The sequence below is a fragment of the Pseudomonas borbori genome, from assembly GCF_900115555.1.
GTDB lineage: Bacteria > Pseudomonadota > Gammaproteobacteria > Pseudomonadales > Pseudomonadaceae > Aquipseudomonas > Aquipseudomonas borbori.
In genome coordinates this window covers 29,537-52,809 of sequence record NZ_FOWX01000012.1, presented here as the reverse complement: position 1 = coordinate 52,809, position 23,273 = coordinate 29,537, and the positions used below count along the sequence as shown (strand labels likewise).

The window sequence follows — 23,273 nt, the reverse complement described above, 5'->3', positions numbered from 1 at the left end:
GACCGCCTGCAGGTGGTCGCAACGGGCGTTTGGCGACGGTGCAATAGGCGAGCGTTTCTCTCCCGCCCTCAGCTGTCGTGCAGCACCTTGAACTCGCCATCCTCGGCGCCGAAACCGTGCTGCAGCTTGACCTTGAGGCTTAGGTCGGTTCGCGAATCGGCGAACTTGAGCGCCTCGCCCAGGCTGACCCGGCCGGCTTCGAGCAACTGGTAGAGGTGCTGGTCGAAGGTCTGCAGGCCCTGTTCCAGCGCCCGTGCCGTGGCTTCGCGGAGGTCGTCCAGCTGGTCGCGCTGGATCAGGTCGCGGATATAGGGAGTGGCCAGCATCAACTCCACTGCGGCCACGCGTTTCTGCGTCACGCCGGGCACCAGGCGCTGGCCGATCACCGCCAGCAGGTTCTGCGCCAGGTCGGCCAATACCTGCTTGCGCGCCTCGTCGGGGAAGAAACGCACGATCCGCTCGACCGCGTGGCTGCTGCTGGTGGCATGCAGGGTGGCCAGGCACAGGTGGCCGGTTTCCGCGTAGTGCAGGGCGTGCTGCATGGTCGCGGCATCGCGGATCTCGCCGAGCATGATCACGTCCGGCGCCTCGCGCAGCACGTTGCGCAGGGCGTCGGCGAAGCTGTGGGTATCCAGGCCGACTTCGCGCTGGTCGATGATCGACTTCTGGTGTTTGTGCAGGAACTCGATGGGGTCTTCGATGCAGACGATATGCCCGCTCTTGTGGCGGTTGCGAAAGTCCAGCATGGCCGCCAGGGTGGTCGACTTGCCCGAGCCGGCCGCGCCAACCATGAGGATCAGGCCGCGGTCCTGCATGCTCAGTTTTTCCAGCAGCTTGGGCAGGCCGAGCGCCGTGAAGTCGGGAATCCGGCTCTTGATCAGGCGCACCACCATGCTCACTTCACCGCGCTGGTAGTAGACGTTGACCCGGAAGCGCCCGGCGTTCTGCACGCTGACCGCCAGGTTCATCTCCAGATCGCGCTCGAACTCCATGATCTGTTTCTGGGTCATCAACTGGTAGGCTTGCCGCTGCACCTCGCCGGCCTTCAGCAGGCGTTCGCCGACCGCCTGGCTATGGCCTTCGACCTTCATGTGCGGTGGCGCGCCGACACTGAAGAACAGGTCCGAACCGCCGCGTTCGTAGAGCAGTTGCAGATAGGGGAATACATCCACCGGGTCATCGGTCGTGTCGTTCATCGTGCCTCCTGGCCTTGTGCGCTGCCATCCTAGCACTGGCGGTCGCTCCACGCCGCCAGACTGGTTAATCTAGCGCTTCGCCACGGATGCAGTGCCCACCATGCTCAGTCTTTATCACGCTCCCGATCTGGAAACCCTCGGCGCACTGGCCACCAGCCTGCTCGCCCAGCCATTGCGCGAGCCCCTGGCGCCGGCGCTGGTGGTGGTGCCGAGCCAGGGCATGGGCCGTTGGCTGACCCTGGAACTGGCGCGCAAGCAGGGCATCGCCATGCAGCTCGAGGTGCAGTTGCCGGCCAAGTTCGTCTGGGATCTGTCGCGCCTGGTGCTGGGTCAGTTGCCCGAGCAATCGGCGTTCGCGCCGACCACCCTGGCCTGGCGCCTCTACGACTGGCTGTGCGAGCCGGTCAACCTCGCGGAAGCGCCGCGCCTGGCGCATTACCTGGAGGGCGGCGATGAGCGCCGCCGCCTGTCGTTGGCCAGCAAGATCGCCGATGTATTCGACCAATACCTGCTGTATCGCGACGACTGGCTGGCGGCTTGGGAGCGCAACGAACTGCTCGGCCTGGGCCCGGACGAAGCCTGGCAGGCGCTGCTCTGGCGCGAGCTGACCGAGGGCGGCCACCCGCACCGTGCGCGCCTGCTCGACGACCTGTTGCGCCGTCTGTACGACGCGTCGCCCATTGCCGCTCTGCCGGAACGCCTGCTGGTATTCGGCATCAGCAGCCTGCCGACCCACCACCTGCGCGTGCTCGAAGGCCTGGCGCGGCACACCGAGGTGGTGATCTTCGCCCTCAATCCCTGCCGTGAGGCCTGGGGCGAGATTCGCGATATCCGCGAGCTGGCCCGCCAACCCGAGCTGAGCCCGGATGACTGGTACCTGGATGTTGGCCATCCGCTGCTCGCCAGCCTGGGCAAGCAGGGCCGCGACTTCTTCGACAGCCTGTTCTCCCTGGCTTCGAGCGAAGGCAGCCAGGAAATCGGTCTGTATTCCGAAGATGAGGATCTGCACGACAGCAGCCTGCTGCAGGCGCTGCAGAACGACATCCTGCGCCTGCGCACCCGCCAGGCCGATGAGCGACTGGTGTTGCGCGAGGACGACCGCTCGCTGGAGCTGCATATCGCCCACTCGCCGCTGCGCGAGGTGGAAATCCTCCATGACCAGTTGCTCGCCCGCTTCGCCGCCGATCCCGAGCTGACCCCGGATCAGGTGGTGGTGCTGACCCCGGATATCGAACGTTACGCGCCCTATATCGAGGCGATTTTCGCGGCTAAAAGCGGCGCTGCCCGGACGGCCGGACCCCGCATTCCCTTCAGCCTGGCCGACCGCAGCCTGCGCGCGGAAATCCCGTTGATCGAAGCCTTCCTCAACCTGCTCGCCCTGCCCGACAGCCGCTTCGCCGCCGAGGAAATCCTCGCCTGGCTGGAGCAACCGGCGCTCGCCCGCCGCGCCGGCATCGAAGCCGAGGACCTGCCGCTGCTGCGCGATTGGCTGCGCGAGGCCGGCGTGCGCTGGGGCCGCGATGGCGAGCATCGTCAGCAGCTGGGCCTGCCGGCGGATGCCGCCTTCACCTGGCGCCAGGGTCTGGATCGCCTGCTCCTGGGCTTCGCCGCGCCGCCGAAACTGGCCGGCGCGCACGCGCCTCTGCTCGGCGACAGCTGGCCGCTGGATGCCCTGGAAGGCGGTCGCGCGCAGTTGCTCGGGCGCCTGGCCGCCTTCGTCGAACGCCTGGCCGCCCTGGCGCAGAGCCTGCAACGCCCGCGCAGCCTGGGCGAGTGGAGCGAGACCCTGCTGGCGCTGATCGACACCCTGTTCGACGAGCGCGAGGCCGGCGACACCCTGTTGCTGCTCTCCCGCGCCTGTGCGGCGCTGCAGGATCAGGCCACGGCTGCCGGCATCGAGCGGCCGCTGGAACTGGCGCTGATCCGCCAGCAGCTGACCTCGGCTCTGGAGCAGGGCGGCGGCGCCTCGGGCTTTCTCACCGGCGCGGTGACCTTCTGCACCATGGTGCCGATGCGCAGCCTGCCGTTTCGCCTGGTCTGCCTGCTCGGCCTCGACGATGGCGCCCTGCCGCGGCGCACCCCGGCGGCCGGCTTCGACCTGATCGGGCAGAAACCGCGGCGTGGCGACCGCGCCCGGCGCCTCGACGACCGTTACCTGCTGCTGGAAATCCTCCTCTCGGCGCGCGGCGGCCTCTACCTCAGCTACGTCGGCCGCGACCCGCGCAGCAACGCCGAACTGCCACCCTCGGTGCTGGTCAGCGAACTGCTGGATGTCATCGATCTGACCGCAACTTGTGGGAGGGGCTTCAGCCGCGACGAATCTGAGACCAGCAAAAAAGCCAGCACCCAGATCACCCACCAGCACCCGCTGCAACCCTTCGCCGCCGGCAATTTCGCCGGCGGCGCCCAGGCCGGTTTTGCCGCGCCCTGGTTCCGCGCCGCCCAGCGCCTGAGCCAGGCGGTCGAAGCGCCGCAGCCCTTCGCCGGCACCCTGGCCGCGCCGGAACCGGACGGGCCGGGCGGCGATCCGCTGACCCTGGAACCCAGCCAGCTGATCCACTGCTTCAAGCACCCGGCGCGCTACCTGCTGGAACAGCGCCTCGGCCTGCGTCTGGCGCAGAGCGAGGAGGCCCTGGCCGGCGACGAACCCTTCAGCGTCGAGTGGACCAGCCAGCACGGCCTGCGTCAGCTGGCGCTGCAGGCCATCGAACAGGGCTGGAGCGAGGGCGAGGAACGCCGCGTGGCCGCCGCCTCCGGCTGGTTGCCGGTGGGCGAGCTGGGCCAGGCCCACTGGGGGCAGATTCGCGGGCCGATCCGCGCCTTCGCCCCGACCCTGTTCGACGAACGCCCGCAAGACGTCCCGCAACCGCTGCTGGTGGATATCCAGCTGGCCGGCGTGCGCATCCACGGCTGGCTCGACGGGGTCAGCGCCAGCGGCCTGTTCGACTACCGCCTGCGCGACCTCGGCGCCTGGGAGCTGGCGCCGTTCTGGCTGCGCCACCTGCTGCTCAACTGCGCCGCCACCCCCGGCATCGCCCGCGACAGCCGCCTGCTGTCGCCGAAAAGCGAGTGGCGCCTGGGGCCGCTGAGCAACCCGCTGCAACTGCTCGAACCCTGGCTCGAGGCCTACAAGAGCGCCCTGTGCGAACCGCTGCCGGTGCTGGCCAAGTGTAGTTATGGCTTCGCCAAAAAATGGCGCAAACCCGGCCGCAAGGAACCGCTCGACGCCGCGCGCAGCGAAGCGCGGGTGATGTGGCAAGGCAACGACTATATGAGCGGCGAAGGCCAGGACCCCTGGAACGCCCTGGCCTTCCGCGACCGCGAGCCGCTGGACGCGCGCTTCGAGGCGCTGGCCGAACAACTCTACGGCCCGGCCCTGGATGCGTTGCACGGCAGTGACGAGGACGAAGCATGACCAGCGCGCCTTTGGATCTGCTGCAGGACAGCTTCGCCGGCCGCTCGCTGATCGAGGCCAGCGCCGGCACCGGCAAGACCTGGACCCTCACCGCCCTCTACGCCCGGCTGTTGCTGGAGAAACGGCTCAACGTCAGCCAGATTCTGGTGGTGACCTTTACCACCGCGGCCACCGCCGAATTGCGCGAACGCATTCGTCTGCGCCTGGCCGAGCTGCTGGCGGTCTACGACAACGGCCCAGGCGCGGACGACTTGCTCAACCGCCTGCACGCGCAGTACCCGGATACGGCCAGTCATCGGCGTCTGCTGCTGGCGGTGCACGGCTTCGACGAGGCGGCGATCTTCACCATCCACGGCTTCTGTCAGCGTGCGTTGCAGGATGCGGCGTTCGAGGCCGGCGGCGATTTCGACAACGAGCTGACCCACGACGACCGCGAAATCCTCGACGCCCTGCTCGCCGACCTCTGGCGCCACGAGCTGGCGGCCGCCGAGCCGGAGTGGGCGGCCTTCCTGGTACAGCAGAAGATCACCCCGCAGAGCCTGCGTCAGCGTCTGCGCAACCACCTGGGCAAGCCCTACCTGCGCATCGAGCCGCCGCCCGGTGCCAGCAGCGAGATGAGCGCATTGCGCCACGCCTGGCAGCAGGCGCGGGATGCCTGGCAGCAACTGAGCGGTGAGTGGCTGCAGCAGCTCAAGGCCTTCGCCGGCTTCAAGAGCAATATGTGCAACCCGGCCAAGCTCGGCGCCTGGCAGGCCGAGCTGGACGGTTACTTCAGCGACGTCGCCGCGCTGTTCGGCAAGACCGAGGCGCACCAGCGGCTGTCCCGCGAAGGCCTGGCCAAGGCCAGCAAGAAAGGCGAAAGCGCGCCGGATAGCCCGCTGGCCGATGCCCTGCAAGGCCTGTGCGAGGCGCTGCAGGCCGCGCAGCCCGAAGCCGAGCAGCGCCTGATCGACCTGCAGGTACGCCTGATCGGCCAGCTCAATGAGCAGTTGCCGCAACGCAAGGCGGCCCAGCGCCTACTGGCCTTCGACGACCTGCTCAACAAACTGCAACAGGCGCTCTATGGCGAGGGTGGCGACCACCTGGCCGGCACCCTGCGCGAACAGTACCCGGTGGCGCTGATCGACGAGTTCCAGGACACCGACCCGGTGCAATACCAGGTGTTCCGGCGGATCTACGAAAACCAGGGCGACCTGTGTTTTGTCGGCGACCCCAAGCAGGCGATCTACGCCTTCAGGGGCGCGGACCTGGCCACCTACCTCCAGGCCCGCGCCGAAGCCGCGCGCCAGTACAGCCTGGCCACCAACCACCGTTCGACGCCGGAGCTGATCGCCGCGCTCAACCAGTTGTTCGACCGGCCCATGCCCTTCGCCGAAAAGGGCCTGGCCTATCCGCAGGTCGGCGCCAGCCAGCGGGCGCGGCCGCAGCTGGTACTGCCGGTTGTCGATGCCGAACAGGACGCACCATTGGCGCTGGTCTGGCTGGCCGACGATTACCTCGGCAAAGGCGAGGCCGGCGCCCTGGTGGCTCGCGACACGGCCCGACGCATCGCCACGCTGCTGACCGCGAGCGGCCGTGGCGAGGCCTATTTCGAGGCGTCGGGCGAGCGCACCTTGCTGAAAGGCGGCGATATCGCGGTGCTGGTCGCCAGCCACCGCCAGGCCGGCGAAGTCGCCGCCGAACTGGCGGCGCGCGGCGTGCCCAGCGTGCGCCGCGGCAAGGAAAACGTCTGGCACAGCGAAGAGGCCGGCGAACTGGCCGCGGTGCTGGCCGCCTATGCCGAGCCGGGCCGCGAAGGCGCACTGCGCTATGCCCTGGCCAGCCGTCTGCTCGGCCGCAGCGCCGCCGATCTGGCCGCCTGCCAGGACGACGCCCAGGCCTGGGATGCCGAGCGCGAAGCCGCCGAGCGCTATCACCAGCTCTGGCAGCAACAGGGTTTCATGCGCGCCTTCCGCGCCTGGCTGGACGAGCAGCAGGTGGCGCCGCGCCTGCTCGCCCTGGTCGATGGCGAACGGCGCCTGACCAACCTGCTGCACCTGGCCGAACTGCTGCAGAGCGAGAGCCTGCAACGCCCCGGGCTGGAACAACTGCTGAGCTGGTTCAACGCCCAGCGCAGCGCCGAGGCCCACGGCGAAGAAGCCCTGCTGCGCCTGGAAAGCGATGCCGAGCGGGTGCAGATCGTCACCATCCATACCGCCAAGGGCCTGGAATACCCGCTGGTGTTCTGCCCCTACCTGTGGGACGGCGCGCTGCTGCGCCAGAGCGAAGACATCAGCTGCCACGCCGACGACGGCACGCCGCTGCTCGACCTGGGTGGCGAGCAGTTCGACGTCCACCGTGAGCGCGCCCGCCACGAGCGCTTCGCCGAGCGCCTGCGCCTGACCTACGTGGCCCTGACCCGGGCCCGTGACCGCCTCTGGCTGCACTGGGGGCCGGTGGACTGCAAGCCGAAAAAGGACGGCAGCCTCAGCGAGGCCGGCCTGCACAGCAGCGCCCTGGCCTGGCTGCTGCACGGTCGCCAGCTGCCCGGCGAGGATGCCCTGGGCGAACTCGCCGGCCATCTGCAGGCCCTCGGCCCTGCTGGCCTGCGCGGCGAGATCGAGCAGCTGGTGGGCGCCAGCCACGGCCATATGGCCGTGCAGGCGTTGCGCGACAGCGAAGCCAGCGCCGCCGGTGAACGCCGTGCGCGGCCGCCCCTGCAGCTGCAGCAGATGAACCGCAGCCTGCACAGCGCCTGGCGCATCGGCAGCTTCTCCGGGCTGGCCTCCGGCATGCACATGGAGGCGCCGGACCGCGACGGCCTGGTGCTGCCCGCCGCCAGCGAGCCGGGCAGTGGCTTCTTCGCCTTCCCCCGCGGCGCCCGCGCCGGCACCTGCCTGCACGCGATTCTGGAGGACTGGGCGCGCGGCAAGGCAACCCTGGCCGAGCTGATCGAACCGGCGCTGCGCGGCCACGGCATCGACAGCGACTGGAGCGAGGTGGCGCTGAGCCAATTGCAGCAGGTGCTCGACAGCGACCTCGACGGCAATGGCCTGACCTTGGCCAGCCTACACGCGGCGCGGCGCCTGCCGGAACTTGGCTTCACCTTCCCGGTGGCCAATCTCGACCTGCAGCGCCTGCGGGCGATCCTCAGCGATCCGGCTCATGGCCTGGCCGTGCCGATGCGCGAAGCCGCCGCACGCCTGGAGTTCGACAACCTGAAAGGCTTCCTCAAGGGCTTTATCGACCTGACCTTCGAGCACGATGGGCGCTGGTACATCGCCGACTACAAATCCAACTGGCTCGGCCCGGACGCCAGCTACTACGGCGGCGAACGCCTGCTCCAGGCCCTGGCCGGCGAGCACTACTACCTGCAATACCTTATCTACCTGGTGGCGCTGCGGCGCTTCCTGCGCCAGCGCCTGAGCGACTTCGATAACAGCCAGCTGGGCGGCGCCTACTACCTGTTCCTGCGCGGCATGCCAACGGCCGGGGTGTATTTCTCGCGGCCCGGCGATGAGCTGCTGGATGCGTTGGATAAGCTGTTCGAAGGAGAGGGGTGATGGCAGCTTTTGTAGGAGCGGGCCATGCCCGCGAAAATTCGACGGCGCAAGAGCATCGCGGACATGGCCCGCTCCTACCGGAGTACCGCCATGCTGCCTGATCTGCCCCTCGGCCCGCTGGAGCGCGCCCTGGTCGACAGCTTGCGCCGCCTCGACCCGGCCGCCGAACCGCTGGTGCTGGCCTCGGCCGCGCTGCTCTGTGCGGCGCTGGATAACGGCGATGTCTGCCTGCCGCTGGCCCGACGCGCCGGGCAGCGGCCCTGGCCGGAACACGGCTTCTGCCTGCCGCCGCTGGCCGAGTGGCAGGTGCGGCTTGCCGCCTCGTCCCTGGTCGGCACCGACGGCGACTTCACCCCGCTGATTCTGGTCGGCGAGCGCCTCTATCTGGCGCGCTACCAGGTCTACGAACGCCAGCTCGCCGAACAGCTGCTTAGCCGCGCCGCCGCTCTACCAGCCGTCGATGAGGCGCAGCTGAGCGAAAGCCTGACCCGCCTGTTCGCCTTCAACGCCCAGCAACCGGACTGGCAACGCCTGGCCGCCGCCCAGGCGGTGCGGCGCCGGCTGGCGGTGATTTCCGGCGGCCCCGGCACCGGCAAGACCACCACCGTGGTGCGCCTGCTCGCCGCGTTGCTGGAGCAGCCAGGCGGCGCTCGGCTGGCCATCGGCCTGGCCGCACCCACCGGCAAGGCGGCGGCGCGCATGGCCGAGGCGATCCGCAATGCCAAGGCCAGCCTGCCGGTCAGCGAGGCGATCAGGGCGGCTCTGCCGGACGAGGCGCGCACCCTGCACCGCCTGCTCGGCAGCCGTGGCGACAGCCCGCAGGTACGCCATAACGCAGCCAACCCGCTGGCGCTGGACGTGCTGGTGGTCGACGAAGCCTCGATGGTCGACCTGGCGCTGATGGCCAAACTGGTCGATGCCCTGCCGCCCAACGCGCGGCTGATCCTGCTCGGCGACAAGGACCAACTCTGTGCGGTGGAAGCCGGCGCGGTATTCGCCGAACTCTGCGAAGGCCGCGGCTTCGACGCCCAGGCCGCTGCCGACCTGCAGCGCATCACCGGCCAGCCGGTAGCGGTCGCACCACCCACTTCACGCCTGGGCGATGCCGTGGTGCTGCTGACCCACAGCCACCGCTTCGCCGGCGACAGCGGCATCGGCGAGCTGGCCCGGCGGATCAACGGCGGCGACGTCAGCGGCACCCTGAGTTTGCTCAAAGAACAGCGTAGCGACCTGGCCTGGAACGCCCAGCCGACCCCCGCCGATCTGCTGGAACGGCTGGATCGCGGCTATGCGCCCTTTCTCGCCGCGGCGAAAAGCGCCGATCCGCAGGCGGCCTTTGCCGCCTTCAACGACTTCCGCGCCCTCTGCGCCCAGCGCGAAGGTAGCTGGGGCGTGGCCGGCATCAACGAAGCGCTGGAGGCGCGGGTGAAAAGGCGCAATCAGGTCGCCAGCCGCGAACGCTGGTATGTCGGCCGGCCGGTGATGGTGCGGCAGAACGACTACGCCCTCGGTTTGTTCAACGGCGATATCGGCATCTGCCTGCACAGCGAGTTCGGTCTGCGGGTGTTCTTCGAAGGCGAGGCCGGCTACCGGCCCTTCGCCCCGGCGCGGCTGCCCAGCCACGACAGCGCCTTCGCCATGACCGTGCACAAGAGCCAGGGCTCGGAATTTTCCGAAGTGCTGTTGGTCCTGCCCGAACAACCCAGCCCGCTGCTGAGCCGCAGCCTGTTCTACACCGGCATCACCCGGGCCAAGCACAAGGTGGAAATCTGGGGCCTGCCGGCGCGCCTGGGCGAGGCGGTCGCCACCCGCGCCGAGCGCGCGGCGGGCCTGGCCGAGCGCCTGGCTGTCGACCCGGCCACCCAGCCCGGGCCTGCAGCGCCGCCCGCGAGCGGCGCCGGTCACGCTCAGCTGCCGCTGTTCTAGCCGCCTTTGTAGGATGGTGCCCATCGCCGGCAGTCGTGGCCCGAGTCCGGCCAATTGCCGAGAAGGTTGCAACAATCGACGCGCTCGCCAAGAATGCGCCAAGCCTGACCGGCGGCGCCGGTACCGATGGATTGCCCGCATAGCGCAAGGAGACACCATGTTCTTTCGTCTGACCAATATCTTCAAAGGCATCCTCTCCCTGTTCATCAAGGACCTGGAGCGCAAGAACCCGGAAGCCCTGCTGGAGCTGGAACAGGAGAACCTGCGCAAGCAGATCGCCAACTTCAACCAGGGCCTGGCCGCCCATGCCGGCCTGGCCGAGCGGCTGATGAGCCAGGTGCGCAAGCAGGAGGCCGAGGAGCGCGAGCTGCATGCGCGCACCACCGCGCACCTGCGCGCCGGCAACAAGTCGGCCGCCGCGCAGAACGCCCTGCGCCTGCAGAACCTTGGCCGCGAGCTGGAGGAAAACCGCCGCCAGCTGGCCCAGGCCGAGGAGACCTACCAGAACCTGACCAAGGCCCGCGAAGTGGCGGTGGCCGCCGCGCGCAGCAAGATCGAGGCGCTCAAGGGCGCGATCAACGACCTGCGCATGAAGACCGCCATGGCCGAGATGAACGAGATGGCCGCCGGCATGGTCAGCAGCATCGGCGGCTCCGGCGACACCCTCAACCGCCTGCACGAGATGGTCGAGGAAGAACGCACCCAGGCCGCTGGCCGCGCGCGCATGGCCCGCGACTCGATGGACATGAGCGAAGTGAACCTCAAGGAAGCCGAGATGGACGCCCTGGCCGACCAGGCCCTGGCCGATTTCGCCGCCAAGGAAGGCATCAGCCTGCCGGGCCAGGAGGCCACCCCCGAGGCGCCGGCCAATCGCAGTATGGGTGGTAGCAACCCGCAATCCGAAAGCCAGTAAGGCGCGCCCATGAGCAGTGAAGGCAAAGCACCCGCCTGGCTCGACGAGCTGCGCCTGGCCTACGAGAGCGGCGCCCACGGCCAGTTCGTGCTCTATGGCAATGTCGCCGACCGCTTCCCGCTGGACGGTCGCCTGGTCAGCCTGACCCGCTACCTGGAGGCCAGGCTGCTCGGCACCTTCGACCTGGTGTTTCTCTACGATCCGGGCAACGGCCTCAGTCTGTTGCGCGGCGGCGAGCGTTTCGCCCAGTGGCCGGCGGCGGAAAAGATCCAGCCCTGGCCCCATGAGCCGCGCGCGGCGATCGAGCTGATCAGCCGCTACCTGCGTTACCGCGCCAACCTGCAGGCGCTGGGCCGCGGCGACAGCGAACATGTGGCGGTGATCCTGCGCGGCGCCGAGCTGGTGCTGCCGGCCAGCCGTCAGGGCGATTTCGCCAGCGCCAGCCTGGCCAGCCTGGTGCGCGACTGGGCTGCCGAGCCGCCGTTCGCCGATATGGCCTTCGCCAGCCTGCTGCTCGCCGACAACCTCAATGACCTGCATCCGCTGGTGGCCAATAACCCGCGCATCGACCGGGTGCAGGTGCCGCTGCCGGATGCCGACAGCCTCGGCCAGTGCCTGGCGCAGCTGCGCCTGGACCACCCCAAGGCCTTCGCCGCCGAGGATAACGGCGCGGTGCAGGCCCTGGCCGGGGTCAGCCTCAGCGCCCTGGCCAGCCTGGTCAAGCGCCGCGCCCACCAGGGCAAGGTGCTCGGCGCCCAGGACTGGGTCGAAGCCAAGAAGCAGCTGGTGGAAACCGACAGCGCCGGCCTGGTGGAATTCATCGAATCCAAGCGCACCCTGGACGATTACCACGCCCAGGACGCGCTGAAAGTCTGGCTGCGTCAGGACATGGCGCTCTGGCAGGCCGCCGACCTGCGCGCGCTGCCCAAGGGCTACATCTTTTGCGGCCCGGTCGGCACCGGCAAGACCTACCTGGTCGAGTGCCTGGCCGGCGAGGCCGGGGTGCCGGTGGTCAAGCTGAAGAACTTCCGCGACCGTTGGGTCGGTTCCAGCGAAGGCAACCTGGAGAAGATCTTCCGCCTGATCCGTGGCCTCGGCCGCTGCATCGTATTTATCGACGAAGCCGACCAGACCCTCGGCAAGCGCGATGGCGGCAGTGGCGACAGTGGCCTGTCCGGGCGCCTCTACTCGATGATCGCCCAGGAGATGGGCGACGCCGACAACCGCGGCAAGGTGATCTGGATTCTCGCCTCCTCGCGCCCCGACCTGATCGAGGTCGACCTCAAGCGTCCGGGTCGGGTCGATGTGAAGATCCCGCTGCTGCCGACCACCACAATCGAGGAGAGCGCGGCGCTGCTCAGGGCCCTGCTCAAGCGCTTCGAGCTCAAGCTGGAAAGCAAGGCGCTGGTGAAGTTGCCGCTACCCTTGCTGCTCACTCCGGGCGCCGCCGAGGCGCTGGCGGTGAAGGTCTACCGTCAGGTGCGCACCGCGCAGATGCAGCCCTTGGCAGCGCTCGAGCATTGCCTGCAGGGTTACCAGCCGCCGGTGGCCGAGCAGGTGCTGCGCCTGCAGATGAGCATCGCCATCCGCGAAGCCACCGACATGGCCTTCGTGCCCGAGTCCCTGCGCCATCTCGCCGACGAGAACCTCAGCCCATGAGTGGCGGACGCTACCTATGGGCGGCCTTCAATGCCCGCCCGCTGGGCATGCCGCTGGCGCCGAACTGGTTCGGCCTGGCGGCGTTCGGCTTGTTGGGCGCCTTTGTCAGCCCCGGCTTTTGGGTCCTTGGCGCCGGCCTGGAGCTGGCTTATCTGGCGCTGCTGGCGCGCAACGCGCGTTTTCGTCGCAGCGTGGATGCCCGGCAAGTGCAGCCGGTCGACCCTGCCGGACAACGTTACGAGGCCAGCCTGGCCCTGCTCGATGCGGCGCAGCGCCAGCGTCAGCAGCAGGTCGAGGCGCGCGCCCGCGAGGTGCTGCAACTGCTGGCGCGCTCGCCGTTGATGGCCTCGCACGCCGCCAGCCTGGAGCAACTGGTGTGGCTCAACCTGCGCCTGCTGGTCGCCGGCCAGGCGCTGAGCGTGGTGGCGGACACCGCCGCCCGCGACAGCGCCGAGTTGCAGCAGCAGGAAGAACAGATCGATCTGCGCCTGGCCGCCGCCGAGCTGAGCGACGAACTGCGCCGCAGCCTGGAACAGCAGAAGCAGGTGATAGACGCGCGCCAGGCGGCCCATGTCGAAGGCCTGCGGCGCCAGGAGCATGTGGATGCCGAGCTGCAGCGCATCGAGCAGCAGATCGCCCTGATCCGCGAACAGACCCTGCTGGCCACCGACGAGGAACAGATCGGCCTGGCGCTGAACGCCCTGACCAGCTCGTTCAACGAGGCCAGCCGCTGGCTGAACAGCCAGCGCGACCTGCTCGGCGTGCTCGAACTCGACGAACAACAGAGCCTGCCGCGCTATGTGCTGCAAGGCCAGGGCGACAAGCCGGCGCAAGGCCAGTCGCTTCGACACTGATGGGCTGCTGCACCCAGGCTTATCCGGGTCACGGATCTGGGTAGGGTGGATGACGCTTCACCCATCCACCATCGACGATGGTGGATGAAAAAGGCGTTATCCACCCTACGTTGTCGCAGACCGTAGTCCGGATGAAATCCGGGAAGCGATTTAGGCTATGAACACTTTTGATTGGCGGGCCGCTGGCCCGCATCCGACAGGGAGAGGCGTCATGTATCTATTCGCACCCAGGGCGCGCCAGCGCGGCAATGCCGCCGGCAAGTTGCTGACCATAGTGCTGGTGCTCGGCCTGCTTGGCCTGGGCGCCTGGCTGGTCGGCAAGGACATGCTCAAGGAAGGTGGCGACAGCGTGCTCGGCGGCCTGCCCGCCAGCCTCGGGGTGGACGGCGGGCCTGTGCCGGTCGAGCCGGTAAGCGGTACGCCGACCCTGCAATCGGCCGCGCCCTACGAGATGAAGAACAACATCATCGACGTCGACATGAGCGAGTACGCCGGTTACGGCGGGCTGATCGTCGCCAACGGCGGGCTGGCGCCCAACCCCGACTCCTTCTTCGCCAAGCAGTACGGCTTCCAGGTGCGCCTGAGCAAGGGCGAGAGCGAGGAATGGTCGGCGCTGAACAACGGTCAGATGGCCGCGGTGGCCACCACTGCCGATGTGCTGGCCGTGCTCGGCCGGCAGTTCGAGGTCACGGTGCCGGCGCAGATCGCCTTCTCCCGCGGCGCCGACCAGGTGGTGGTGGACAGCGCCATCGCCAGCGTCAATCAGCTCAAGGGCAAGGTGCTCGGCGCCACCCAGTTCAACGAGAGCGAGTTCTTCATCCGCTACCTGGCGTCCGAAGCCGGCGTGCCGGTCAAGGTGCTGCGCGACCTGGACGCCCGGCCGGGGCCGAACGAGCTGGGCCTGGTGTTCTACGAGGATGCCTTTATCGCCTGCGATGCCTACGCCGCGGAATTGACCGGCAAGCAGCGCCTGAACGGCTGCGTCGGCTGGTCGCCGCGTACCGATGAAGTGGTCGCCGAATCCGCCGGCGCGGCGAAGATGCTGGTGTCCAACCGCAACCTGCTGGTGGTCGCCGACATCCTGGTGGTCAACAAGGGTTTCGCCACGGCCCACCCGCAGATCGTCAAGGGCCTGGTACACGGCCTGCTGGAAGGCAACCGCCTGCTGCGCGACGATCCGAAAAGCCATGCCGGCGTAGTCGCCCAGGCGTTCGGCTGGACCCCGGAAGAAACCCTCGACGAGCTGAGCAAGGTGCACCTGAGCAACCTGCCGGAAAACCTGGCGTTCTTCGACGGCAGCATCGATTCGGCCGGCTCCTTCCAGGGCATCTTCCAGTCTTCGGTGCTGGCCTATGGTGCGCTGATCCGCAACCCGGCCGATCCGGCGCGCTTCGCTGATCTGCAGCACCTCAAGGCACTGGCCGAGGGCGGCCAGTTCAAGGGCCAGAGCATCGCCATCGCGCCGATCCGCACCAGCGGCAAGGTCGCCCTGGAGGGCGACGCGCTGCTGAGCAAGGACATCCGCTTCTTCTTCGAACCGAACTCGGCTGAGCTGGACAAACAGGCCAAGGACAACCAGGACTACCTGGACACCATCAAGCAGTTCCTCCAGGTCAGCCCCGGCTCCATCGTCCTGCTACGCGGCCATGTGGATAACGCCATGGTCGGCGAGTTCGAGCGTCAGGGCGGCCCGGCGCTGCTGCGCAAGATGGCGCTGAAGGCCATGGAGCTGTCGCGCCAGCGCACCCAGGCGGTCAAGGAGGCGCTGCTGGCGCGCCATCCGGGGATCGCCGAGGAGCGCATCGAACTGGTCGGCCGTGGCTGGGAAGAGCCGCTCGGTGCCGACAGCGAGCAGAACCGCCGGGTCGAGGTGCAGTGGTTCACCCTCGAATAGCCCGCCAACCCCGGCCGAGCGTCTGCGTGCAGGTGCTCGGCCGCGCAAGCGCGGTCGGCTAGCGGTGGTTCGCCGGCGTGGTCTGCGCCATGCGCTGGCGGCAGGCCGCGCCGAAGGCCTGGAAGATTTTCACCGAGTCGGGATTTGCGCTGGCCTGCCATTCCGGGTGCCACTGCACGGCGAGGGTGAACTGCGCCAGGCCGGGCGCATGGATGGCTTCGATCAGGCCGTCTTCGGCGTAGGCCAGCGGCTCGAGGCCTTCGCCCAGGGTGGCGATGCCCTGGCCGTGCAGCGAGTTGGTGCTGATCTCATCCTTGCCCAGCAACTCGGCCAGCCAGCTGCCGGCTACCAGGCGCACGCTGTGGCTTTCGCCGTACTGCACATCCACCGGGTCGTCGGAGTCTTCGCGGTGGTCGTCGAAGTCGCCGACGGCATAGAGTTTCTGGTGGATGTCGCCACCCAGGGCCACGTTGATTTCCTGCATGCCGCGGCAGATGCCGAAGAGCGGCAGGCCACGGGCGATGGCGGCGCGGATCAGCGGCAGGTCGAACAGGTCGCGATCGCGGTCCTGGGCCTTGTCCGGGGTGAGGTTTTCCTGGTTGTAGAGCGCCGGGTCGATGTTGCTGCCGGCGCCGGTGAGGTACACGCCGTCGACCATGTCGAGGTATTGCTCGAGGTCGTCGCTGCCGCAGCAGGTCGGTGCCAGTAGCGGTACGCAGCCGGAGAGCTCGACGAGGGGGACAATGTATTTGTGGGTCATCACCTGATAGGCATGCCCTTTACGTTCCTGAACGCCCATGGACATGAGGACCACGGGCTTGCGTTTGCCGCTGTTGTTGTTGGACATAGATCACCTTGGGGCAGGGAGGGCCTGCCGTTGCTGTGCAGGAAGGGCCGGCGCGGCGGCGCTGCTTCCTGTTTGTTGCCTGCTAGGCGGCGCAGGCGTGTCGGGAGCGAGGCGATTGAGCCTGTTCCCGGCGCGCTCTGGCCGTCGAAACACCGGCCCAGTCTGCCAAAGCCGTAAAATATGTCAAACGAATGATGCGCTATTTGTGGGGGAAACCGAGCGCTCGCTCTGCTGGGCACTGCGAAATATTGGCCTATATAGCTGTTTTTAAACGAATATATTTTCGTTTTTAGCATGCGGGGTAGTCCAATATTTTTAACGCCTGACAAGTCAAGCCTTCAACCCGCCACCAGCATCAGCAGCAGGGGCAGGCTGGCGGCCGCCAACAGCGGGTGAGGATGCCGTTCGACCAGCGCGCGAACAGAGCCGCCGCGTTGCGGTGCCGCGGTTCACCCTGGAATGGCATCCAGGCGGAAAGCAAAACGGGGCCTTGCGGCCCCGTTGTCGTTCATCCGGTTGACTTTACTCGCCCGGAATATCCATGCGCAGCTTGACCGGCTCCACGGCCTTGCCGCCACGCGCGGTGCGCATGCGGATGTTGATCGCTTCCACCGCCAGCGAGAAGGCCATGGCGAAGTAGACGTAACCTTTTGGCACATGCACTTCGAAGGCTTCGGCGATCAGCACGGTACCGACCACGGTGAGGAACGACAGCGCCAGCATCTTCAGCGACGGATGCTTGTCGATGAAGGCACTGATGGTACCGGCGGCCAGCATCATCACCAGCACGGCGACGATGATGGCGGCGACCATGACCGGCACGTGGTCGACCATGCCGACGGCGGTGATCACCGAGTCCAGCGAGAAGACGATGTCGATGATGGCGATCTGGATGATGGTGCCGATGAAGTTGCGCGCCGCGCCGTTGGGCGTCTGCTGGGACTCGTCTTCGCCTTCCAGGCCGTGGTAGATCTCGCTGCTGCTCTTCCATAGAAGGAACAGGCCACCGAAGAACAGGATCAGGTCGCGGCCGGAGATGCCCTGACCGAACAACTCGAACAGGTCGGTGGTCAGGCGCATGATCCAGGTGATCGACAGCAGCAGCATGATGCGCGTGACCATCGCCAGGGCCAGGCCGAACAGGCGGGTGCGCGCCTGCATGTGCGGCGGCATGCGCCCGACCAGGATGGCGATCATGATGATGTTGTCGATGCCGAGGACGATTTCCAGGGCGGTCAGGGTCAAGAAGGCGATCCAGATTTCTGGACTGGTCAGCCACTCCATGTTGCAGTTTCCTTGTGTGCATTCAGTGGGGTTGTTACGCGCCGAAGCCGGGCAATGCCGGCTGCAGCGGTAGGGGTTCAGGGCGCGGCGATCACGGCCTGCCGAATAGTGGGAATACTCCCAGCAGCAATGCCGCGAGGAGGATACACAGGCAGATCGATACTGCCCACTTCAAGGTGAAACGCTGGTGCTCGCCGAATTCGACCTTGGCCAGGCCGACCAGCAGGTAGGTGGAGGGTACCAGCGGACTCAGCAGGTGCACCGGCTGGCCGACGATGGAGGCGCGCGTCATCTCCACCGGAGTGATGCCGTACTGGCTGGCCGCTGCGGCCAGCACCGGTAACACGCCGTAATAAAAAGCATCATCGGGCCGATGCCGGCGGCGAAGCCACCGAGCAGGGCGGACAGGCACTTGCTCATGATCAGGTACATGAAGGTCATGAGCATGGCGAAACCGAGGAAGGTCAGCATGGCGGTCTCTCCGGGGTGAGTGGGGCACGGCGCGGGGTAGAGTCAGCGCAGGGCATTCAGCGGGCGGAGAGAGGGTGCGGGGCGGCCGGTCAGGCTGGGGGCATGAAGCATGGCAATCACCATTTTGTTGTTGTCGGGATTGGCCGGGCAGCGTGCAAGACGCCGCGCCCGAGCAGGCCGGTCTGGTGCCGGCGGTGGGGTAGATGCTAGGCGCCGAAGCTTTCGGCAAGCTTTCGTCGCCTGACGTCGGCTGGCGGTTGGCCTTGGCCGGCCTGTCCTGCCGCCGCTCAGGGCACGAGCAACTGCAACGCCAGTGGCAGGCTGACCGCGGCGAGCAGCGTCTGCAGGGTGATGATGCCGGCCATCAGGTGGCTGTCGCCGCCCAGTTGGCGGGTCAGCACGTAGGCGGTCGGCGCCGTCGGCAGGGCGAAGAACAGCACCAGCACGCTGCTTTCCATCGGCGGCAAGCGCAGGCCAAAGGCCACGGCCCAGGCCAGCACTGGCATGGCCAGCAGGCGCAGGCCGCTGTTCCAGGCCAGGGCGGGGATCTCGCCGCCGAGTTGCTCGGGCTTGAGTGCGGCGCCGACGCAGAGCAGGCCGAGCGGCAGGCTGGCGGCGGCGAGCAGGCCGAGCAGACGGTCGCTGCCGCCGGGCAGGCCGAGGCCGCTGAGGTTGATCAGGGCGCCGCCGAGGCAGGCGAGGATCAGCGGGTTCTTCAGGATCGGCAGCAGCAGGCTGCGCGCGCTGACGCCGCGCTCGGCGGTCAGCGACCAGACCGACAGCACGTTCACCGTCGGCACCATCAGCGCCAGCATCAGCGCCGCCAGGGTCAGGCCGGCCTGGCCGAACAGGCTGCCCACTGCGGCCAGGCCCAGGTAGGTGTTGAAGCGCAGCGCGCCCTGGCTGAAGGCGCCGAAACGCCCGGCCGGCCAGCCGCGCAGGCGGCGCAGCAGGAGCAGGGCCAGCCAGGCGCTACCCAGGCCGAGCATGACCGCGAGGGCCAGGCGCGGCAGCGCCGGGTTATCCAGCGGCGCCGTGGCCAGGCTGCTGAACAGCAGGGCGGGAAACAGGATGAAGTAGTTCAGCCGCTCGGCGCCGGGCCAGAAGGCTTCGCTGGGGAAGTCCCAGCGGCGCAGGTAAAAACCGGCGACGATCAAGGCGAACAATGGCCACAAGGCCAGCAACAAATCGATCACGGCAACCCCTGGCGCGTGGCAGGCGCCTATCTTGGTCAGCCCGCCGCGGCGGCGCAAGGCCGATATCCGCTGGCTTGCAATGCAAGCGGGTGATTGCCTTAGCCGGGGCCGCTCCTGTTTACTGATTCCGCCCCGTCTATTGCCTTGCACCTGGAGCGCTTATGACCGAGATCCACAGCGGCGGCTGCCAGTGCGGCGCCATGCGCTATCAATTCGCCGCCCCCCTGGCCGATATCGCCCACTGCCATTGCACGGTGTGCCGGCGTAGCAGCGGCGGCATCGTCACCACCTGGCTCACGGTGCCGCTGGCGAGTTTCCGCTGGCTGGCCGGTGCGCCCAGCCAGTACGCCTCCTCGGCCAGTTGCACGCGCAGTTTCTGTCCGACTTGCGGCGCGCAGCTGACCCTGTTTACCACGCTCAGTCCGCAGACCCTGGACATCACCGTCGCCACCCTGGATCAGCCGGAGCTGGCGCCGGCGGACCGGCATATCTGGGTGCAGAGCCGTTTGCCCTGGCTGCATCTGGACGAGCAGTTGCCCGATGAGTGGCAAGAGAATATCCGCTAGGCCTTGAGGCATGACGCCCACGGAAATGTGCCACTAATTTGATGTCAAATTTCTGTTTTCTTCACTTGAGTCCTGTGTCACATTCCGAGCCCTGATCAGGCAAAGGAATGTGCAGTGTTTGCAAAGGCGCTTTTCAACTGGCTGTGTACCAGCCCGTTGCTGACCAAGCCTGGCGCAGTGATCGGCCTGTTGCTGATGCTGTTTGTGACCTTCTTCAATCCGTTCGGCTTGCGCGAGTCTTCCGAGCAGAGTACGGAGACGTGGTTGCTGCGCATGTTTGCACCGTCCTACCCGGCGCAGGCGCAGGCTGATGTGGTGGTCGTGCTCATCGATGATCAGGCCTTGGCCCGCATGCAGGCGAGCTGGCCGTTGCGTTACAACGAGCAGGCTCGGCTGTTGCGTCAGTTGCTCAGCTACCAGCCGAAGTCGGTATTTGTCGATGTCCTCTTTACCCAGCGTCGCTACGACGGCGGCTCGACCGTAAGCCTGCAGCGCGTATTGAGCAGTGCCGACGAGCAAGGCATTCCACTGATTCTGGCGGATTATCGCGACGCCGAAGGGCGCTCCCAGATGCTCACGGAGCTGCGGGCGCTCGCCCGCACGGCACAGGTCAATTGGAGCGGCTTTGGCGAGCGTTACCCGCTGTTGCTGGTGCCTGGCGAAAGCGATTCGCGCACTCCGGCGCTGCAGATGTACCAGCAAGGCTGCGTCGATGAGGCCTGTGCCTTGGAACCGTTCGCCGAGCCTCTGCTGGTGCGCTGGGGCTATTGGAGTGACGGACGGATGAGCCGTTTTGTTGACCTGAGCGGCTGTGGCGTGCGGGGTCAACGCAGCAATGCCATGCAGCTGTTGAGCATGCTCGGTACAGACAGCGTCAGGTCGCAGCGCGATGCGAATGCAGTCGAACGGCCACAACCCTGTCCGTACACCCGAACCCTGTATGCCAATCAACTGCGCGACCCACGGGTGGCCGAGGTATTGCGTGGCAAGCATGTCCTGCTGGGCGCGCATATCCGAGGCATTCCGGATCTGGTGATGAGCCCGGTGCAGGGCCAGCTCCCGGGCGTCTACTGGCATGCCATGGCCTTGGATAACTTGCTTACTCAAGGCCGTGAATACTGGCGTAGCGCCCCCGAGGTCATCAGTGGGGTGAGCATAAGCGATGCCCTGGAGATGGGCCTGGTGCTGGTCGCGGGCCTGGTCGCGCTGTGGATTCCGGCGAAACCCATTACCCATAAAGGTCGGCTGTTGCGTTGGATGAGCCATTACCGGTTCTGGTTCATTGCGCTCAGTCTGTGTGCGATCGGCGCCAGCGTCGTATTGGCGCTGTGGTGGCACATAGCACCGCTCGACTGGTTGGGTTTGATTCTGGTGATCGGCCTGTTCTACGCCTACCTCGGCGAGCCCAGGCTGGCGGCCTGGTGGGAACAACGAATTGGCAAGCTAAACAAGAAAGGAGATGCAGGATGCGTAAAACCCTACTGATCGGACTGCTGCTATGCAGTGCCCCGACCTGGGCGCAGGAGCCGCTGAAAATCATCGGCTATCCGTTGGAGAAGGTGGCGCTGTATGACGCCCAAGGCGACTTTCTCGGCGATCTTGCGCGCGATCAATTGCCGCCTCCCGAGGTTCAGGTGCTGAGCTTCGATGAAGAGAAGAACCTGATTCTGATTGCGCTGGCGGATCGACAAGTCTGGCTTGATCCACTGGACGTCAAGCTGAATCAGGGCAAGACCGTTGCATTCGATTGCCGCAAGGTTGCCGAAACCAGCATGCAGGCGGACAGCAAGGTCAAGGCGGTGATGGGCTATTCGCAAGCCTGCGGCAAGTAAATACAAGGACGTCTGTATGTTTAAGAAACTCATTCTGGCCGCGACCTGTTTGACCCTGGGCGGCTGCCAGCATGCGATGCTGGTGAATCAGCAACCTGTGCAAGGCAAGTTCATCGATAGCCCCCGGGCCCGCCCGCTTGAACTGCAACAAGTCACGGCCAATCCCTGGCTCAACAACAAATTGGTCGACAGCCTGGCGGGCTCGACCGATCCCGATGAAGTGCGCGGTTTTGGCAAACTCGACCTGAGCGAGCAGATGGCTCAGGTGGAGAGTTTCCAGGCCGCCGAGTTGCAGGCCTATTGCGACCGCGTGCTGAGTCAACTGCTGGCGCATTGGCCGCACGAAAAGCCGGCGATCAGAGTGCGTTTCAGCGCCTCCGAGAGTTTCGGTGCCCAGGCCACCAAAGAGAACATCATCTACATCAATATCGGTACCTTGCAGGCTATCGAGAGCGAGGATGAGCTGGCGGCGATTCTCGGTCATGAGGCTGCGCACCTGTTGCTTGGGCACCTTGATCGTCAACACTTCTTCAACCAGCAAAAGAAGTTGCTCGATGCTTCCGTCAATGCTGTGAACCTGGCAGCTACTGTGGGCGGTCTGGAAAGCCAGAAAAGCGGGACGTCGCGTAAGTGGGTGATCGGCGATCCGGATGCGGTGGGTAAAACCATTATCCAGAGTTCGCTATCGGGGACTTTGCTCAAAGCCGTAACCGACAATTTCTGGAACAGCAGTTGGACGCGTGCCCAGGAAGACGAGGCAGATCTCTTGTCCGTCGACTTGGCGAGCCGGGCGGGATACTCGCCCCGCGGGGCGGTGCATAGCATCCAACGCTTGCAGAGTTTCGCAGGCGCCCGCGAGACCCTGTTGCAACGTTACCAGGCGCAGCAAAAGCAACTGTTCAGCCAGGCCATACACAAAAAAGGGCTTGGAGGGCTGATTGAACAAGGGGTGCAGAGTGGCCTGACGGCGACTCAGTATGCGGCGGTCGACCTGTGGCAGGACTTTGGTAAGACCCACCAGTTACCCGCCCAGCGTGAGGCCGAGCTGACCCGCTACATTGCCAGCGAATACCGGGTCGAGCGCCGACGTAAACCTCAGCTCGCCAGCTATCAGCGTTCATTGCTAGGTGGCAAGAGTGGTCAAATTCTGGCTGGACAGGTGTTGATCAATCGCGCCACCAAGGCACTGGATCGGGGCGACAAACAGGAGGCGCGCCAGTTGGCCGCCGAGGTCGCCAAGGGGCCGACCCGCAATAGCCTGCGGGCGCAGACCTTGCAGTTTGTTCTCGGTGTGCAACAGGGCCATTACAAGCAGGCGCTCTCCAGCCTCGAACAGGTGCCCAAGAGCGAATGGCAGTATGCGTCGCTGGCCAGCTATGACCAGGTCATCAGCCTGTCGCTCAGCTTGGGCCGGACGGATCAGGCCGCGCGTTATCTGCAACGTGGCCAGGACAACTGGGGCGCGGAGCTGATGGCGCCACTGGCGATCATGGTGCACTTGCAGGGCGATCGCGTTGAGCAGGCTCTGCAGGCTTACCAGACCTGTCAGGGCAGCAAGAGTAAAAGCCTGTTGGCGCAATGTGACAGCGTGATCGGTGAGTTCAAGCCGCAGAAGGCCAAGGGAAACCCGCTGGAGCAACTGGGTCTGCCGGATCTGGATCAGTTGATGGGGAGCTGA

General features: G+C 66.7%; 16 protein-coding genes and 1 pseudogene. 11 read left to right on the top strand and 6 right to left on the bottom strand.

Features of this window, described 5'->3' with window-relative positions; all coding sequences use genetic code 11:
* Window positions 1-68: 68 nt before the first annotated feature.
* On the bottom strand, window positions 69-1,196 hold the full coding sequence (locus tag BM315_RS10940) for a PilT/PilU family type 4a pilus ATPase (protein WP_090500790.1): 1,128 nt from the start codon (window positions 1,194-1,196) through the stop codon (window positions 69-71).
* A 100-nt stretch (window positions 1,197-1,296) separates the two neighbouring features.
* Here BM315_RS10940 and recC point away from each other — a divergent pair, with 100 nt between their 5' ends.
* The 7 genes from recC to BM315_RS10905 all read left to right on the top strand — a co-directional run bounded on the left by recC (window position 1,297) and on the right by BM315_RS10905 (window position 15,399).
* Window positions 1,297-4,611, top strand: a complete 3,315-nt coding sequence (gene recC / locus BM315_RS10935; protein WP_090500788.1) for an exodeoxyribonuclease V subunit gamma — start codon at window positions 1,297-1,299, stop codon at window positions 4,609-4,611.
* Window positions 4,608-8,153 carry an exodeoxyribonuclease V subunit beta gene (recB, locus tag BM315_RS10930; RefSeq protein ID WP_090500786.1) on the top strand — a complete coding sequence of 1,182 codons (3,546 nt, stop codon included), beginning with the start codon at window positions 4,608-4,610 and terminating at the stop codon, window positions 8,151-8,153. Before recC ends, recB begins: the two co-directional genes overlap by 4 nt.
* 90 nt (window positions 8,154-8,243) lie before the next feature.
* Complete coding sequence (recD, locus tag BM315_RS10925; protein ID WP_090500972.1) at window positions 8,244-10,079, top strand: exodeoxyribonuclease V subunit alpha; 1,836 nt, start codon at window positions 8,244-8,246, stop codon at window positions 10,077-10,079.
* Window positions 10,080-10,236: 157 nt separating this feature from the next.
* The gene (locus BM315_RS10920; RefSeq protein WP_170862202.1) at window positions 10,237-10,992 is read left to right on the top strand and encodes a PspA/IM30 family protein; all 756 of its coding nucleotides are present in this window, start codon (window positions 10,237-10,239) and stop codon (window positions 10,990-10,992) included.
* Between the two features lie 9 nt (window positions 10,993-11,001).
* Entirely contained in the window at window positions 11,002-12,651 is a 1,650-nt protein-coding gene (locus tag BM315_RS10915; RefSeq protein ID WP_090500782.1) for an AAA family ATPase, read from the top strand.
* Window positions 12,648-13,505 (top strand): hypothetical protein, encoded by an 858-nt coding sequence (locus BM315_RS10910; protein WP_090500780.1) that lies wholly within the window; start codon window positions 12,648-12,650, stop codon window positions 13,503-13,505. Before BM315_RS10915 ends, BM315_RS10910 begins: the two co-directional genes overlap by 4 nt.
* Before the next feature lie 211 nt (window positions 13,506-13,716).
* Complete coding sequence (locus BM315_RS10905) at window positions 13,717-15,399, top strand: phosphate ABC transporter substrate-binding/OmpA family protein (RefSeq protein ID WP_170862201.1); 1,683 nt, start codon at window positions 13,717-13,719, stop codon at window positions 15,397-15,399.
* Between the two features lie 58 nt (window positions 15,400-15,457).
* Here the strand turns inward: BM315_RS10905 and BM315_RS10900 are convergent, their stop codons facing one another.
* The 5 genes and pseudogenes from BM315_RS10900 to BM315_RS10885 all read right to left on the bottom strand — a co-directional run bounded on the left by BM315_RS10900 (window position 15,458) and on the right by BM315_RS10885 (window position 19,227).
* Complete coding sequence (locus tag BM315_RS10900; RefSeq protein WP_090500776.1) at window positions 15,458-16,246, bottom strand: gamma-glutamyl-gamma-aminobutyrate hydrolase family protein; 789 nt, start codon at window positions 16,244-16,246, stop codon at window positions 15,458-15,460.
* A 522-nt stretch (window positions 16,247-16,768) separates the two neighbouring features.
* On the bottom strand, window positions 16,769-17,530 hold the full coding sequence (locus BM315_RS10895) for a TerC family protein (RefSeq protein WP_090500774.1): 762 nt from the start codon (window positions 17,528-17,530) through the stop codon (window positions 16,769-16,771).
* A 91-nt stretch (window positions 17,531-17,621) separates the two neighbouring features.
* Window positions 17,622-17,897, bottom strand: a pseudogene (locus tag BM315_RS10890) (citrate transporter); the annotation flags it as partial.
* Window positions 17,819-18,001 carry a hypothetical protein gene (locus BM315_RS24665; protein ID WP_170862200.1) on the bottom strand — a complete coding sequence of 61 codons (183 nt, stop codon included), beginning with the start codon at window positions 17,999-18,001 and terminating at the stop codon, window positions 17,819-17,821. The pseudogene BM315_RS10890 and the gene BM315_RS24665, both read right to left, overlap by 79 nt.
* Before the next feature lie 287 nt (window positions 18,002-18,288).
* On the bottom strand, window positions 18,289-19,227 hold the full coding sequence (locus BM315_RS10885; RefSeq protein WP_170862205.1) for an AEC family transporter: 939 nt from the start codon (window positions 19,225-19,227) through the stop codon (window positions 18,289-18,291).
* A 131-nt stretch (window positions 19,228-19,358) separates the two neighbouring features.
* Here BM315_RS10885 and BM315_RS10880 point away from each other — a divergent pair, with 131 nt between their 5' ends.
* The 4 genes from BM315_RS10880 to BM315_RS10865 all read left to right on the top strand — a co-directional run bounded on the left by BM315_RS10880 (window position 19,359) and on the right by BM315_RS10865 (window position 23,273).
* Window positions 19,359-19,763 carry a GFA family protein gene (locus BM315_RS10880; RefSeq protein WP_090500772.1) on the top strand — a complete coding sequence of 135 codons (405 nt, stop codon included), beginning with the start codon at window positions 19,359-19,361 and terminating at the stop codon, window positions 19,761-19,763.
* A 114-nt stretch (window positions 19,764-19,877) separates the two neighbouring features.
* Complete coding sequence (locus tag BM315_RS10875) at window positions 19,878-21,248, top strand: CHASE2 domain-containing protein (RefSeq protein ID WP_090500769.1); 1,371 nt, start codon at window positions 19,878-19,880, stop codon at window positions 21,246-21,248.
* Window positions 21,230-21,595 carry a hypothetical protein gene (locus BM315_RS10870; RefSeq protein WP_090500766.1) on the top strand — a complete coding sequence of 122 codons (366 nt, stop codon included), beginning with the start codon at window positions 21,230-21,232 and terminating at the stop codon, window positions 21,593-21,595. The genes BM315_RS10875 and BM315_RS10870 overlap by 19 nt, the downstream gene beginning before the upstream one ends.
* Before the next feature lie 16 nt (window positions 21,596-21,611).
* Window positions 21,612-23,273, top strand: coding sequence for a M48 family metallopeptidase (locus tag BM315_RS10865; protein WP_090500764.1), 1,662 nt, complete (start codon window positions 21,612-21,614; stop codon window positions 23,271-23,273).

Bases quoted from the DNA above. Each gene is read 5' to 3' on its own strand.
- BM315_RS10910 (WP_090500780.1), top strand. From the start codon at position 12,648: ATGAGTGGCGGACGCTACCTATGGGCGGCCTTCAATGCCCGCCCGCTG.
- BM315_RS10900 (WP_090500776.1), bottom strand. From the start codon at position 16,246: ATGTCCAACAACAACAGCGGCAAACGCAAGCCCGTGGTCCTCATGTCC.
- BM315_RS10895 (WP_090500774.1), bottom strand. From the start codon at position 17,530: ATGGAGTGGCTGACCAGTCCAGAAATCTGGATCGCCTTCTTGACCCTG.
- BM315_RS10915 (WP_090500782.1), top strand. From the start codon at position 11,002: ATGAGCAGTGAAGGCAAAGCACCCGCCTGGCTCGACGAGCTGCGCCTG.
- BM315_RS10905 (WP_170862201.1), top strand. From the start codon at position 13,717: ATGTATCTATTCGCACCCAGGGCGCGCCAGCGCGGCAATGCCGCCGGC.
- BM315_RS24665 (WP_170862200.1), bottom strand. From the start codon at position 18,001: ATGCTGACCTTCCTCGGTTTCGCCATGCTCATGACCTTCATGTACCTG.
- recC (WP_090500788.1), top strand. From the start codon at position 1,297: ATGCTCAGTCTTTATCACGCTCCCGATCTGGAAACCCTCGGCGCACTG.
- BM315_RS10870 (WP_090500766.1), top strand. From the start codon at position 21,230: ATGCGTAAAACCCTACTGATCGGACTGCTGCTATGCAGTGCCCCGACC.
- BM315_RS10940 (WP_090500790.1), bottom strand. From the start codon at position 1,196: ATGAACGACACGACCGATGACCCGGTGGATGTATTCCCCTATCTGCAA.
- BM315_RS10880 (WP_090500772.1), top strand. From the start codon at position 19,359: ATGACCGAGATCCACAGCGGCGGCTGCCAGTGCGGCGCCATGCGCTAT.
- BM315_RS10920 (WP_170862202.1), top strand. From the start codon at position 10,237: ATGTTCTTTCGTCTGACCAATATCTTCAAAGGCATCCTCTCCCTGTTC.
- recB (WP_090500786.1), top strand. From the start codon at position 4,608: ATGACCAGCGCGCCTTTGGATCTGCTGCAGGACAGCTTCGCCGGCCGC.
- BM315_RS10865 (WP_090500764.1), top strand. From the start codon at position 21,612: ATGTTTAAGAAACTCATTCTGGCCGCGACCTGTTTGACCCTGGGCGGC.
- recD (WP_090500972.1), top strand. From the start codon at position 8,244: ATGCTGCCTGATCTGCCCCTCGGCCCGCTGGAGCGCGCCCTGGTCGAC.